This is a genomic window from Caulobacter sp. (assembly GCF_017744445.1).
In the GTDB taxonomy this organism is placed as follows: Bacteria; Pseudomonadota; Alphaproteobacteria; order Caulobacterales; family Caulobacteraceae; genus Caulobacter.
The window spans coordinates 1-13,338 of record NZ_JAGIBH010000024.1 but is presented as its reverse complement, the minus strand read 5'-3'; the positions used below and the strand labels follow the sequence as shown (position 1 = coordinate 13,338).

Here is a 13,338-nt window from a genome sequence, read left to right as displayed (position 1 = left end):
GACATCGCCTCGAGAATTTTTTAGAGGCGCCTCAGCCGGCGCCGAACCGGCTCGTCGTAGTACTTCAGCACGGCCCAGGCGAAGGCCAGGATCACCGGGATGGCGACGGCCGCGAAGCCCAGCGGATAACCCTTGCCGCCGATCGCCCGGAACAGCCGCAGCATCAGCTCCCAGCCCAGCCAATGCAGGGCGTACAGCGGATACGAGATCGCGCCGGAAACGCGGCACAACGCGCCCAGGAAACCGTCGGAGTCCTTCCGCCCCGCCAGCACCATCAGCGGGAAGACCATGCTCACGCAGACGAAGTCGTAGAGCCAGTTCAGAGGCGTCCACGGGACGCACATCACGACGGCCAGCATTACCGCCAGCACCCAGGCCGGGACCGCCAGCTCGGTGAAGGCCTGGACCCGATAGCAACCCCAGCCCAGCAGGAAGGCGAAGATCGTCCTCAGGAAGCTGATCACGAAGGTGCCGCGATCCCAGCCGGTGAGCACCCCGCCCATGCCGTGCGCGACATAGGCCATGACCGGGATCAGCAGCACGATCATCAGCACGTGGCCCATGACGCCCAGCCGCCGCAGCGGGAACCAGGCCGCGCCGACGACCAGCTCGAAGAACAGCGACCAGGCCGGCGGATTCAAAGGGAAAAGCGGCGAGAAGCCAGTGTCGTCGACCCACACGCGCGGGATCATCAAAAGGCCCAGGCCCAGCCACCCCGGCACATGCTCGCGGTGCTGGATGATCACCGTGGCCCCGGCCAGCATGGTCACGGCGATCAGCGGCCACAGGCGCACCAGCCGCTGGCGCATGAAGCCCAGCCAGCCGATCTCGCGCCGACCATAGGCATGGGCCAACACGAAGCCCGACAGGCAGAAGAAGAAGTCGACCGCCAGGTAGCCGTGCGCGACCACCCAGGGCCGGCCGGTCCAGCTGCCGATGTGGTAGAGCATGACGCCGACCGCCGCGACGCCGCGCAGGCCGTCCAGCGTCTCGTATCGTCGCCTCGTCTCGTACGCTTGCAAACCGTCCGCCCCTCGACCCAGCCCTTGCTTAGCCGACGGGTTTCTCCAGCAGCAAGGCCTTGGTCAGGAAGGCGCGGTCTTCGCCGATCACCCGCAGGCCGGCGTCGGCGAACAGGGCGACCAGATCGGTCTCGGCGTAGCTGCCGTAGTAAGGCTCGTGAAAATAGACCGGGAAGGCTTCCAGCAGCCGGGCCAAGTCCGGCGTGTCGGTCGGTTGCACCGAGTCCACGAACACCAGCACCCCGCCGGGCTTGAGAACCCGCGCCAGGCTGGCCGCCACGACGGGTCGTACGCGGGGTGGCAGTTCGTGGAAGAGATAGACGCAACTCACGGCGTCCAATGTGGAATCCGCGAATGGCAGAGCTTCGACGTTAGCCTTTATCCCGCCCGCGCCGGTCCGCTTGCGCGCCTCCGCCAGATAGGCCTCCGAGAGGTCCAGACCGGCGATTGCGGCGCGCGGGAATGCCGCCTTCAAGTCCTTGAGGAACGCGCCCGAACCACAAGCCGCATCAAGGATTTTCGCGTCGCGATGGTCACGGCCGCGCCAGTGTTTGGCTAGCAGCGACAGCCCTCGCCGACGCATTGCTCCGGCCGTGCCGGAGAACAGCGCCTCGACCTGGGCGTCGTAGCGGCGGGCGCTCTCGGGTGTGAACCAGCCGCCGGACTGGTAGTGGAAGTTCTGGCGGTAATAGTTTGGATAAGCTTGACTATCGACCGCATCGCGAACCTCGACGCCATCGCCCCGGCGACGCCGTTGATCGACCTCGAAGGCGTCGACGATGAAGTCGGCGGCCTCTCGCAAGGCGGCCGAGGGACGGACCAAACCGTCCTCGACGGCGGGATAAAGACCAGCGGCAACGTCTCGGGCGTCCTTCTCGAACGCCTCCAGATAGGCTTTCCGCAAGCTGCCCTTCGCGGCCGGCGCGGACTTGGGCGAGAAGCTGCGGGCCTGCTCGCCCTTGGTCGGTTGGGTCAGCGAGCGGGCCAGCGAACCGGTCGCCGTCCACCACGCCGCCTTGACCATCGCCCTGGCCCGCTGGCCCGCGGCGTCGACCGTGAAAGCAGCTCTCGACCGACGCTCGTCCATGCCCGCTCCTAGCGCGTGAACACCCCGACCAGCTCAATATGCGGCGACCAGACGAACTGGTCCACGGGCAGCACCTTGTCCAGGCGGAAGCCGGCGTCGACCAGGACGCGGGCGTCCTTGGCGAAGGTCGCCGGATTGCACGAGACGCTAACCACCTTGGCGACCTTGGACTTGGCGATCTCGACCGTCTGCTCGGCGGCCCCGGCGCGCGGTGGGTCGATGACCACGACATCGGTCTTGGCCAGTTCGGTGCTCAGCACGGGACGTTTGACCAGGTCGCGGGCCTCGGCATTGATCGGCTTCAGACCCGGCGTCGGACCGATCGCGGCCTTCAGGGCGGCGATGGCCGACGGGCTCATCTCGGCGGCGTGAACCGCCCCCACCTCGGCCAGGCGGAAGGTGAAAGTGCCGACGCCGCAATAGAGGTCGGCAATGCGGCCGGCGCCTTGGGACTCGGCGACAGCGAAGTCGACCATGGCCCGCTCGGCGGCCGGCACGGCCTGCAGGAAGCTGCCCGGCGGCAGGGCCACGATGGCGGGGCCCAGCTTCACCAGCGGCTGGCGCGCGCCATAGACGGTCTCGCCGGCCAGGGTGACGCGGGCGAAGTCGCCCTCGCCCGCCGCCATGGCCGCACGCATGCGGGCGTCGGCCGACAGGCCTCCCGACTTTCGCTCGACGCCGGTGACGTCGATGTCCAGGCCCGTGCCGGTCAGGGTCACGTGCAGGGTCGGCGCGGACTTCGGATGCTCCAGGAACGGCTCGGCCAGGCGCGCCAGGGCCGGCAGGGCGGCGATCAGGCGCGGGTCGGTGACGGGGCACTCCTCGATCGGCACGAGGTTCCAGGAGCGGCGCTCCTTGAAACCCAGCTTGGCGCCGCCCTTCACCTTGCGGGCGTGCAGCGCCACCCGGCGACGTGAGGCCGGCGGGGCGGCGAAGGTCGGCAGGATTTCGGTCTCCAGGCCTTCCATCGACAGCTGGACGCGGACCTGCTCGGCCTTCCAGCCCAGATAAGGCTGCGCCGCCCAGTGCTGCATCGCGCAGCCGCCGCAGTGGCCAAAGTGCTTGCAGGTCGGGTCCACCCGCTCGGCGCTGGCCTTCAGGATCTCGGCGACCTCGCCGCGCGCGCCGTCCATCTTCGCCAGCACCGTTTCGCCCGGCAGGGTCAGGGGCACGAAGGCCGGCTTGCCGTCGGCAAAGCGGGCGAGACCGTCGCCCTGGGCGCCGATGGCGTTGATCGTCAGTTCTTGCATGAGCCGTCCATACCCCAAAACCGGGGCTTGAGCGCGGCCTTCGGACGATTTTCTGTTCGGTGAAGAAACCTGTCAGCCACCGTTCATCTTGGCCGGCGCATACCTAGATCAACGGATGGGCGTGGCGGTCACAAAATGGCCGCCCCTTAAAAAGACAAGCTCTCTCATGACCATGACCGCTTCGAAGAGCAGGACCTCCAAGATGAAGACCGTGCTGGGCGTCACTGCCGCCCTCGTCTGTGGCGTGCTGACGCCGACCCTGGCCTCGGCCCAGGCCTATGGCACGACGCCCTACGGCGGCGGCGCGTACAGCCAGGGCTACTATGATCCCTGCCAGCGCTCGACGACGCAGCGTGGCACGGGCGGCGGTCTGGCCGGCGCCGCCATCGGCGCGGGCATCGGCGGCGGCGTCGCCGCGCGCGGCGCCAAGACCGAAGGCGCGGTCCTGGGCGGCCTGCTGGGCGCGGTGATCGGCTCGAACATCGGCAAGAACTCGGCCGCCTGCACGCCGGGCCGCACTCCGCCTCCGCCGCCTCCCCCGCCGCCGTCGGCCTATAACGACAGCTACGACTACGACCGCGGCTACCGCTCCAGTTCGTACGAAGACGCTCGCCGCGACGCCGATCGCGACAGCTACTACGAGCGTTCGTACGAGCGTCGTGAAGGCTACCGCGTGAACGACAGCCGCGGCCAGGCCGACGTCAACGGCTGCACCCTGGCCGAAAGCCCCATCTACCTGCCCGACGGCCGCACCCAGAAGCGCTTCGTGCGCGTCTGCCCGGACGCCAACGGCAAGTACCAGGTCGTCGACTAAGTTCTCAAAGCACCTTGTGGTAGACGATCGGCCGCTCCTATGGAGCGGCCGATTTCTTTTGCGCCCAGACTAAGCGCTCGACCTGGCCCTCGCCGCCGGTGATAGGGCTTTCGGCCAGGCCCTGCACCGACCAGCCCGAGGCTTCCAGGAAATCAACGATCTCGCCCTGAACGCGGGCGATGACCTCGGGGTCCTTCACCAGCCCACCCTTGCCGACGAAGTCCCGCCCGGCCTCGAACTGCGGCTTGATCAGCGCCACGAGGTCCGCGCCCTGCTCGGCCAGGTCCAGCGCCGCCGGCAGGGCCTTGGTCAGCGAGATGAAGCTGACATCGCTGACCACCAACTGCGGCGCCTCAGGGATCAGCTCGGCACCCAGCGCCCGCGCGTCCGTGCCGGACAGGTCGACGACCTTCGGATCGCCCCTCAGCGTCGCATGCAGCTGGTCGCGGCCCACATCGACCGCATAGATCCTGGCCGCGCCGCGCGAGACCATCACCTCGGTGAAGCCGCCCGTGGACGCGCCGACATCGATCGCCACCCGCCCCTCGACCGCGATCGGCCACAGATCCAGCGCATGGACCAGCTTCAGCGCCCCCCGCCCCACCCAGGGATGGGCGGCCTCGGCGACGATCTGCGCATCCTCATCGACGGCTTCCGAGGGCTTGGAGACGACGCGATCGCCCACACGGACCAGGCCGGCCTCGATCGCCGCGCGCGCCTTGGCGCGGCTGTCGAACACGCAGCGCTCCACCAGCAGGACATCAATACGTTTGCGGGTCATCGCCGCCCTCTAGCACGGGCTTGCGGCCGCGGTCTCTTCGGGTTCAACTGAACGCTGATCACCGGCGCGCAAGACGCCAATCATATTTGGGATTGAGCGTGGCGACGCCATGCTCTGGGAGGGGGAAACAACCGATGCGATTCACGCGTCGCGGCCTCATGGCCGCATCCGCCGCCGTGGCGGCCGCATCTTCAGTGGAGGCAAAGCCCAAGACCATGTCCGCACCCGCGCCCTGGACCCCCGACGCCACCGAACTGGCCGGCCGCATCCGTCGCAAGGAGGTCAGCGCCGCCGAGGTGGTCGAGGACGCCATCCGCAAGGCCGAGGCCTTGCAGCCCCAGGTCGGCGCGATCGTCACCTCCGACTTCGACCGCGCCCTCGACAAGGCCAAGGCCGGCCAGCTCAACGGCCCGTTCGCCGGCGTGCCGTTCATGGTCAAGGACCTGGATCCCTACAAGGGCCTGCCCACCCGCAACGGCTCGCGCAGCGGCCTGCGAAGCCCGCCGGACACCACGCAGACGCCCTATGTCGACGCCTTCGACGCCGCCGGCTTCGTGGTGATCGGCAAGTCGGCGACGCCGGAATACGGCTTTCTGCCGACCACCGAGCCGATGGGCTTCCAGCCCACCCGCAATCCGTGGAACACCGCGCACTCGTCGGGCGGCTCCTCGGGCGGCGCGGCGGCTGCCGTGGCCTCGGGCATGATCCCGATCGCCCACGCCAGCGACGGCGGCGGCTCGATCCGCATCCCCGCCAGCAATTGCGGCCTGTTCGGCCTGAAGCCCTCGCGCGGCCGCATGTTGCCAGGCCGCCCCAGCACGCGCGGCCTCGACATCTCGGTCTCGCACGCCCTGAGCCACAGCGTCCGTGACTCGGCCGCCTTGCTGGCCGCCACCGAGCGCACCGGCGCCGACCAGGTGTTCAAGCCGATCGGCGTGGTCACCGAACCGCTGAAGAAGACGCTGAAGGTCGGGCTGATCGTCCAGACCGGTACCGGCGTGACGCCCGATCCCGAGGTGCAGACCGCCGTCAACAACGCCGCCAAGCTGCTGGAAAGCCTGGGCCACAAGGTCGAGCCCACCGCCTGGCCGATGGACGGCGGGCAGTTCGGCATGGACTTCACGGTGCTCTGGGCCAGCGGCGCGGCCGAGCTGGTCGCCGGGGTCGGCAAGGCCATGGGCCGCGCGCCCGACGACACCGTGCTAGAGCCGTTTAGCCTTGGCATGGCCAAGCTGGTCGGCCAGCTGCCGCCCGAGGCTCTGCCCGCCGCCATCGACCGCCTGAACGCCAACACCAAGGCCTATGACGCCTGGCTGACCAAGTACGACGTCATCCTGTCGCCGGTGCTGGGCAAGCCGCCGGTCGAGCTGGGCTATGTCGCGGGCTGGGTTCCGTTCCAGGAGCTGCAGGCGCGGCTGCTGACCTATGTCGGCTACACCCCGCTGCACAATGTCGCCGGCGCGCCGTCGATGAGCGTGCCGCTGCACTGGACCGCCGACGGCTTGCCAGTGGGCGTGCAGATCGCCGGCCGTGCGGGCGGCGAGGCCCTGCTGTTCCAGCTGGCCTATCAGCTGGAGGCCGCCCAGCCCTGGGCGCACCGCAAGCCGCCGGTCAGTCTCTAGCTCTGCGTCCGGTCGCGGACATGCTCCAGCATATCCGCGATCAGCGCGAAGTCCATCTTGTCGGGCTTGCGCCAGCGGATGCAGCCCTTGCCGTGGTCGACACCGGCCAGGCGCGCGTCGAAGGCGTCCATGGCGGTTTGGCCGACATAGAAAGCGATGTGCTGCTTCTGGCTGTTGAAGGCGATCCACGGCAGCTTCGGCGGGCCATAGGCCGGCATGCCGAAAGCCATCAGCTCGTGCTCCGCCCCGAAGGTCTGGAGACAGAGCTCGCGCAGTCGGTCCAGCGCCGGGCGGCGGTCGAGTGCGACCTCCTGCATGAAGTCATCGACCGTCGCCGCCTTCGACTGGACCATGATCCCTACCCCTCGACGAACACCTTCTTGAGTTCGTTCTTCATGATCTTGCCATTAGCGTTGCGCGGCAAGGTCTCGGGCCAGAACACTACCTTCACAGGCACCTTGAAGGCCGCCAGACGGTCAGCGACGAAGGCGCGCAGCTCGGCCTCGGTCGCTTCCGCGCCAGGCTTGAGGGTCACGACCGCCGCCGGTTCCTCGCCCAGGGTCTTGTGCGGGATGCCGACCAGGGCCGCGTCCATCACCGCCGGATGGTCGTAGAGGCAGTTCTCGACCTCGATGCAGTAGATGTTCTCGCCGCCGCGGATCAGCATGTCCTTGGCGCGGTCGATGATGAAGCAGAAGCCCTCGGCGTCCAGGCGCGCCAGGTCGCCCGTGCGCACCCAGCCGTCGACGAAGGTGTCGGCGCTGGCTTCCGGCTTGTTCCAGTAGCCGCGCACGACCTGCGGGCCCTTGCACCACAGCTCGCCGACGTCGCCGATCGGCAGCTCGCGATACGGCTTCTCGATGGTCATGATCTTGAGGTCCGTCACCGGCACGGCGGGACCGCAGCTGTCGGGACGGTTTTCATAGTCCTCGGCCGAGTTGCTGGTCGCCGTGGCCGAGGTCTCGGTCATGCCCCAGCCGTTGCCGGGCGAGGACTTGGGCCACAGCTCCTTGATCTTGCGCACCAGCTCCGGGGCCGACGGCGCGCCGCCATAGGCCACCGTCTCCAGCGACGACAGGTCGTAGTTCGGGCGCGAGGGGTGTTCGATGATCTGCCAGGCGATGGTCGGAACGCCGCCCATCTGGGTCAGCTTCTCGTCCTGGATCAGCTGCATGGCCTTTTCCGGATCCCACTTGCGGATCATGGCCAGCTTGGCGCCGCCGAACAGCGAGGGGTTCAGCACCGCGAAGCAGCCCGTGGCGTGGAAGAACGGCACGGACAGCAGCGAGCCCTTCTGCGGCAGGCTGGGATCTGGCTGGGGCGGCGCCTCGCCGCGACGCAGGAAGGCGCGGGCTCCGGCGGCCGCGGCGGCGAAGATGTTGCTGTTGACGTTGCGGTGCGTGCCGATCGCGCCCTTGGGCTTACCCGTGGTGCCCGAGGTGTAGAAGATGGTCGCGTCGTCGTCCGGCCCGATCGCAATGGTCGGCAGCGGCTTCTCGTCCAGCTTGGCCCAGTCGTTGGGACAGCCGATCGCTTTCTCCAAGCGCCTCACATACGGGTGAGCAATCTCTTCTTTCGAGCGGCTGACATAGACGCGCTCCAGGTTCGGGCAGCGGTCGAAATGCTCGGCCATGCGCTCGAAGCGCTCTACGTCGACGATGGCGATCTTGGCGCCGGAATCGACCAGGCCGTATTCCAGCTCGGGGCCCGTCCACCAAGCATTCAGCGGCGTGACGATCGCGCCCAGCGACAGCGCGCCATAGAAGGCCACCGGCCATTCGGGCAGGTTGCGCATGACGATGGCCACCCGGTCGCCCTTCTGGACGCCAGCGGCCTCCAGCTCGGCGGCCATGTGGGTCACGGCGCGGTAGAAGGCCTCGAAGCTGACCCGCTCGTCCTCGTGGACCAGGAAGATCTTCTCGCCGTGCGAGCGGCCGAAGGCGACGGTGTCGCGCAGCGTGGGCGGAGCGTTCTTCCAGGTCCGGGTCTTCACGCCCCGGATCTCCACCTCCTCCATTTCGCCGGGCGTGCCGGGCGCGGTGATCAGCGCATAGGCCTGCTGGACGGACATCGCGGGCCACGGCGCGGGCTTGGAGGCGGCCTGGGTCATACGGAACTCCCTCGGTATCGGTGTCGCACTCTGTTTGATCGAGCGCGTTCGACGACCAGAGAGCACAGCCGGAAGCGGGATGCAAACGTCTGTTTGACGCTAGGAGAACATTGATAAGTTACAACCCTAGCCGGGCGACTTTTCAGCTTCTCCAGCCATTGCACGGCGTTCTTGTTGGTGGGATCCAGCAGCAGCGACCGCTCGTAGGCGGTGATCGCCGAGGTCGTGTCGCTATTGGCCGCATAGGCCTCGCCCAGGCTGTCGAAGGCGTTGCCGCTGGTTGGGTTGAGATCAGCTGTCAGCTTCAGCACCGCCAGGGCCGAGCGCGGCTTGCCGAACGCCATCAGGCGATAACCCCAATCGTTCAGCTCGTGCTCGTCGGCCTTGAAACCCGGATTGGCCTTCCGGAAAGCCGTCACCGTGGCGGCGGGATCGGCCTTCTCCTGCCCCGCCAGCGTCGCGCGCAGGGCCGAGACGCCGGTCAGGGTCATGCCGGGGATGAAGCCTTGGGCGATCTCGTCGACCAGGTCCTCGGGCGCGGAGCCGCCCAGATTGGTCAGGACGACCACCCCGACCTTGTCGTCCGGATAGAGGTACATGGCCGAGCGGCTGCCGCCGGTCATGGCGACGGCCCGGTGCGCTGGCCGGTCCATGACCAGCCAGCCCATGCCCCATTGGCCGACCTTGCCGTCCGTATAGGTCACCGGCGTCCACATCACCTGCTTGGTCGCCGGCTTCAGCAGGACATCGCCTTCCAGGGCGATCATCCAGCGCGCCACGTCATTGGCCGTGGTGATCATCCCGGCCGCCGCACGGTGCATCGGCGAGAAGATCTCAATGCGAACGTTAGGCTGGTCTGGCGTCGCCTTGCGGTAGCCGTACGAGGTGACCCGCTCGGGCCCGGCGTCGCGGGCGTCGCCAAAGCCGGTGTGGGTCATGTTGGCCAAGGCGATCTGCTCGCCGGCCAAGGTGGCGTCGGGCGCCCTGCCCCGCAGGCCGTTGATGGCCATCTGCACCAGGGCGTAGTTGGTCTGATTGTACTCGAAGCGCTGACCGGGCGGGAACCGGATCGGCTTGGCCACGGTGATCGCCCAGGCGGCTTTCGCGTCGCCGTCGCTGTCGTCGAAATCCGGCAAGCCCGAGGTGTGGCTGAGCAGCCGACGGACTTCGATCCCGCGCCAAGCCTCTGGCAGACCTTCGACATAGCTGCCGATCGGCTTGGCCAGGTCCAGCCGCCCAGCCTCGACCTCGCGCATGGCGGCCACGCCCGTGAAGGCCTTGGTGATCGAGTTGATCGGAAAGACGGTCCCCGGCGTCACCGGGGTCTGCTTGGTCAGATCGGCGACCCCATAGGCGCGGGACATGACGATCTTGCCGTCCTTGACCACGGCGATCTGCAGGCCGGGGATATGCTGCTCGGCCATGGCGCGGCGGACGATGGCGTCGGCGCGTTCGACGGGGTCCGGCGCGGCCTGGACGCTGCCGCCGGCCAAGCCCAGTATGAGCAATCCCAGACTCAGAGTTCTCATCGCCCGCACTCCCTCGTCGAGGGCGGCAAGAGAACAGCCTGGCCTGTCCCGGCCCAGTTAATCCTTGGTCATGAACCGGAGCGTAGCGTTGTCCCAGTCCCTGCTGTTTCCCGATCGTCCGTTCGCCGCCTTCCTGTTCGACATGGACGGCACGGTCCTGACCTCGATCGTCGCCAGCGAGCGGGTCTGGGGGACCTGGGCGCGCAAGCACGGGCTGGACGTCGAGGCGGTGTGCAAGTCCATCCACGGCCGCCGCGCGGTCGAGACGGTGCGCAGTTTCAACATTCCCGATGTCGACGAGGACGCCGAGGTTCTGTGGCTGAAGGACGCCGAGATCGCCGACACGGACGGCATCGACGCCATCGAAGGCGCGGCCGCTTTCCTGAACGCCCTGCCCGCCGATCGCTGGGCGGTCGTCACCTCGGCCCCGCGCGAGCTGGCCAAGGTGCGCCTGGCGGCGGCCGGCCTGCCGATCCCCGCCGTGCTGATCACGGCCGAGGACGTCGATCGCGGCAAGCCAGCGCCCGATTGCTTCCTGCTGGCGGCCCAGCGCCTGGGCCATCCGATCGAAGACTGCCTGGTGTTCGAGGACGCCCCTGCGGGCATCGCGGCCGGCGAAGCGGCGGGCGCGAAGGTGGTGGTGGTCACCGCCACGCACAGCCATCCCCTGGAGACGCCGCATCCGGGGGTGACGGGGTACGGGCCGCTCGTGGTCACCACGTCGGGCGCACTCGCGTTCTGAACCCCACAGAACCTGCCTTCCTAGGCCTTGTGCCTAGGACCCATCGTTCAACCGCTCAGATGCAAGAAAGGGCGCACCCACACCGGACGCGCCCTTCCCTAAAGTTCAGAGCCCAGCCGCCCCATGGGTCCTCGCCACAAGGGCGAGGAAGGCGGGTTGGGTGTTGCGAGGATCGTTACCCCACCGACTCCAGGCGGCTCAGCGCCGCTTCGAGCTTGGCCTTGGCGGCCTCGGCGTCTGCCAGGCGCTCGCGGTTCTCTTCGATGACCTCTTCCTTGGCGCGGGCCAGGAAGTCGGGGTTGCCGAGCTTCTTGTTGACCTTCTCGATCTCGCCGGCGTGACCGGCGATTTCCTTGGTCAGGCGGGCCTTCTCGGCCGTCAGGTCGATGAAGTCGGCGATGCCCAGCGCACCGGTCGCCTCGCCCATCACGATCGGGACCGAACCCGCGGGCGCCGCATCGGCCTCACGGACGCTGTCCAGGCGGGCCAGGGTCAGCAGCAGGTCGCGGTGACGGGCCAGGCGGGCCTTGGTCTCCGCGCCGGCGCCGACGACGCTGAGCGCCGGCTTGGCCGACGGCGGCACGTTCATCTCGGCGCGGATCGAGCGGATCTCGCCGACCGTGCCGACCAGCCAGCCGATTTCGGCCTCGGCTTCGGCGTCGATCCAGTCAGCCGGCAGGTCCGGCCACTGGGCCGAGATCAGCATGCTGTCGCGAGCCGGGCCGAACTCGGCCGTCTTTTCCCACAGTTCCTCGGTGATGAACGGCATCACCGGGTGCAGGAGCTTGAGGATCACGTCCAGCGCCCAGGCGGCGGTGGCGCGGGTCTCGGCCTTGGCGGCGGCGTCGTCGCCGTTCAGGATCGGCTTGGCCAGTTCCAGGTACCAGTCGCAGAACACGTTCCAGACGAAGCGGTACAGGGCGCCGGCGGCCTCGTCGAAGGCCGGGCCTTCCAGGGCCTTGGTGACCTCGGCCACGGTCTTGACCGTCTCGCCGCGGATCCACTTGTTGATCGGCTGCTGCACGGTCGAAGGATCGAAGCCCTCGACGCGGACGCACTCGTTCATCTGGGCGAAGCGCGAGGCGTTCCACAGCTTGGTGCCGAAGTTGCGATAGCCCTCGATGCGCTGCTTGCTGAGCTTGATATCGCGCGCCTGGCCCGACATCGCCGTCATGGTGAAGCGCACCGCGTCGCAGCCCAGTTCGTCGATCAGGATCAGCGGATCCATCACGTTGCCCTTGGACTTGCTCATCTTGGCGCCCTTCTCGTCACGGACGAGGGCGTTGATGAACACCTGCTTGAACGGGGCCTCGCCCATGAAGTGGATGCCCATCATCATCATCCGGGCGACCCAGAAGAAGATGATGTCAAAGCCGGTGACCAGGGTGCTGGTCGGGTAGAACTTGGCCAGGTCGGCCGTCTTTTCCGGCCAGCCCAGGGTCGAGAACGGCCACAGGGCCGAGCTGAACCAGGTGTCCAGAACGTCCTCGTCCTGGGTCAGGACGACGTCGGCGCCGAACTGGGCCTTGGCGGCGGCATAGGCCTCTTCCTCGGTTTCCTCGACGAAGATCGAGCCGTCCGGGCCGAACCAGGCCGGGATGCGGTGGCCCCACCAGAGCTGGCGCGAGACGCACCAGGGCTCGATGTTGCGCAGCCATTCGAAGTAGGTCTTTTCCCAGTGCTTGGGTTCAAAGACCGTCTCGCCAGTCTCGACGGCCTTCAGGGCCGGCTGAGCCAGGGTCTTGGCGTCGACGTACCACTGATCGGTCAGGAAGGGTTCGATGACCACGCCCGAACGGTCGCCGTGCGGGACCATGTGCTTGGTCTTCTCGATCTCCTTCAGCCAGCCCTCTTCCTCGGCGCGGGCGACGATCTCCTTGCGCGCGACGAAGCGGTCCTTGCCGACATATTCAGCCGGCACGCTGTCGTTCAGCTTGGCTTCCGGCGTCAGGATGTTGATCGCTTCCAGGCCAGCGCGCTTGCCAACGCCGAAGTCGTTGAAGTCGTGGGCAGGCGTGATCTTCACCGCGCCCGAGCCCTTGGTCGGATCGGCATAGTCATCGGCGACGATCGGGATGCGGCGGCCGACGATCGGCAGGGTCACGAACTTGCCGACCAAGCCCTTGTAGCGCTCGTCGTCGGGGTGAACCGCGACGCCGGTGTCGCCCAGCATGGTCTCGGGACGGGTCGTGGCCACGACGATGTAGTCGCGGGTCTCGAACTCGGTGGCCTTACCGTCTTCATCGAAGGCGATCGGGTGCTGGTAGGTGACGCCGTCGGCCAGCGGATAGGCGAAGTGCCAATAGGCGCCGTCGACCTCCTTCTGCTCGACCTCGAGGTCGGAGATGGCGGTCTGGAACTGCGGGTCCCAGTTGACCAGG

11 protein-coding genes are annotated in these 13,338 nt (G+C 67.9%); 3 read left to right on the top strand and 8 right to left on the bottom strand.

The features are described 5' to 3' along the window. Positions 1-20: 20 nt before the first annotated feature. From J7528_RS22535 to J7528_RS22525, 3 genes are read right to left on the bottom strand one after another with little or no spacing between them, the layout of a single operon-like run. Positions 21-1,043: an acyltransferase gene (locus J7528_RS22535; RefSeq protein ID WP_291879307.1), complete on the bottom strand. Its 1,023-nt coding sequence runs from the start codon at positions 1,041-1,043 to the stop codon at positions 21-23. Between the two features lie 7 nt (positions 1,044-1,050). Further along, positions 1,051-2,109, bottom strand: coding sequence for a class I SAM-dependent methyltransferase (locus tag J7528_RS22530; protein WP_291879264.1), 1,059 nt, complete (start codon positions 2,107-2,109; stop codon positions 1,051-1,053). 8 nt (positions 2,110-2,117) lie between these two features. After that, positions 2,118-3,359, bottom strand: coding sequence for a class I SAM-dependent RNA methyltransferase (locus J7528_RS22525; RefSeq protein WP_291879261.1), 1,242 nt, complete (start codon positions 3,357-3,359; stop codon positions 2,118-2,120). A 166-nt stretch (positions 3,360-3,525) separates the two neighbouring features. Between J7528_RS22525 and J7528_RS22520 the strand changes: the two genes are divergently transcribed. Further along, a complete protein-coding gene (locus J7528_RS22520) occupies positions 3,526-4,173 on the top strand; it encodes a hypothetical protein (RefSeq protein WP_291879258.1) in 648 nt (215 codons plus the stop codon). 37 nt (positions 4,174-4,210) lie between these two features. Here the strand turns inward: J7528_RS22520 and J7528_RS22515 are convergent, their stop codons facing one another. Beyond that, positions 4,211-4,954, bottom strand: coding sequence for a TlyA family RNA methyltransferase (locus tag J7528_RS22515; RefSeq protein ID WP_291879255.1), 744 nt, complete (start codon positions 4,952-4,954; stop codon positions 4,211-4,213). Between the two features lie 134 nt (positions 4,955-5,088). Between J7528_RS22515 and J7528_RS22510 the strand changes: the two genes are divergently transcribed. After that, positions 5,089-6,576, top strand: a complete 1,488-nt coding sequence (locus tag J7528_RS22510) for an amidase (RefSeq protein ID WP_291879251.1) — start codon at positions 5,089-5,091, stop codon at positions 6,574-6,576. Here J7528_RS22510 and J7528_RS22505 read toward each other — a convergent pair. The 3 genes from J7528_RS22505 to J7528_RS22495 are packed head-to-tail and all read right to left on the bottom strand — an operon-like array spanning position 6,573 to position 10,215. Beyond that, the gene (locus tag J7528_RS22505; protein WP_291879248.1) at positions 6,573-6,929 is read right to left on the bottom strand and encodes a DUF1801 domain-containing protein; all 357 of its coding nucleotides are present in this window, start codon (positions 6,927-6,929) and stop codon (positions 6,573-6,575) included. The genes J7528_RS22510 and J7528_RS22505 overlap by 4 nt on opposite strands. A 5-nt stretch (positions 6,930-6,934) precedes the next feature. After that, positions 6,935-8,686, bottom strand: a complete 1,752-nt coding sequence (locus J7528_RS22500; protein ID WP_291879246.1) for a class I adenylate-forming enzyme family protein — start codon at positions 8,684-8,686, stop codon at positions 6,935-6,937. After that, on the bottom strand, positions 8,683-10,215 hold the full coding sequence (locus J7528_RS22495; protein ID WP_291879243.1) for a serine hydrolase: 1,533 nt from the start codon (positions 10,213-10,215) through the stop codon (positions 8,683-8,685). Before J7528_RS22495 ends, J7528_RS22500 begins: the two co-directional genes overlap by 4 nt. Before the next feature lie 88 nt (positions 10,216-10,303). Here J7528_RS22495 and J7528_RS22490 point away from each other — a divergent pair, with 88 nt between their 5' ends. Then, complete coding sequence (locus tag J7528_RS22490; protein WP_291879240.1) at positions 10,304-10,957, top strand: HAD-IA family hydrolase; 654 nt, start codon at positions 10,304-10,306, stop codon at positions 10,955-10,957. Between the two features lie 175 nt (positions 10,958-11,132). On the opposite strand, the gene J7528_RS22485 is transcribed toward J7528_RS22490, so the two are convergent. After that, on the bottom strand, positions 11,133-13,338 hold a 2,206-nt coding region (locus J7528_RS22485), incomplete at its 5' end, for a valine--tRNA ligase (RefSeq protein ID WP_291879238.1).

Coding starts and splice junctions, on each gene's coding strand:
- J7528_RS22530 (WP_291879264.1), bottom strand. CDS start 2,109: ATGGACGAGCGTCGGTCGAGAGCTGCTTTCACGGTCGACGCCGCGGGC.
- J7528_RS22525 (WP_291879261.1), bottom strand. CDS start 3,359: ATGCAAGAACTGACGATCAACGCCATCGGCGCCCAGGGCGACGGTCTC.
- J7528_RS22520 (WP_291879258.1), top strand. CDS start 3,526: ATGACCATGACCGCTTCGAAGAGCAGGACCTCCAAGATGAAGACCGTG.
- J7528_RS22515 (WP_291879255.1), bottom strand. CDS start 4,954: ATGACCCGCAAACGTATTGATGTCCTGCTGGTGGAGCGCTGCGTGTTC.
- J7528_RS22510 (WP_291879251.1), top strand. CDS start 5,089: ATGCGATTCACGCGTCGCGGCCTCATGGCCGCATCCGCCGCCGTGGCG.
- J7528_RS22505 (WP_291879248.1), bottom strand. CDS start 6,929: ATGGTCCAGTCGAAGGCGGCGACGGTCGATGACTTCATGCAGGAGGTC.
- J7528_RS22500 (WP_291879246.1), bottom strand. CDS start 8,686: ATGACCCAGGCCGCCTCCAAGCCCGCGCCGTGGCCCGCGATGTCCGTC.
- J7528_RS22495 (WP_291879243.1), bottom strand. CDS start 10,215: ATGAGAACTCTGAGTCTGGGATTGCTCATACTGGGCTTGGCCGGCGGC.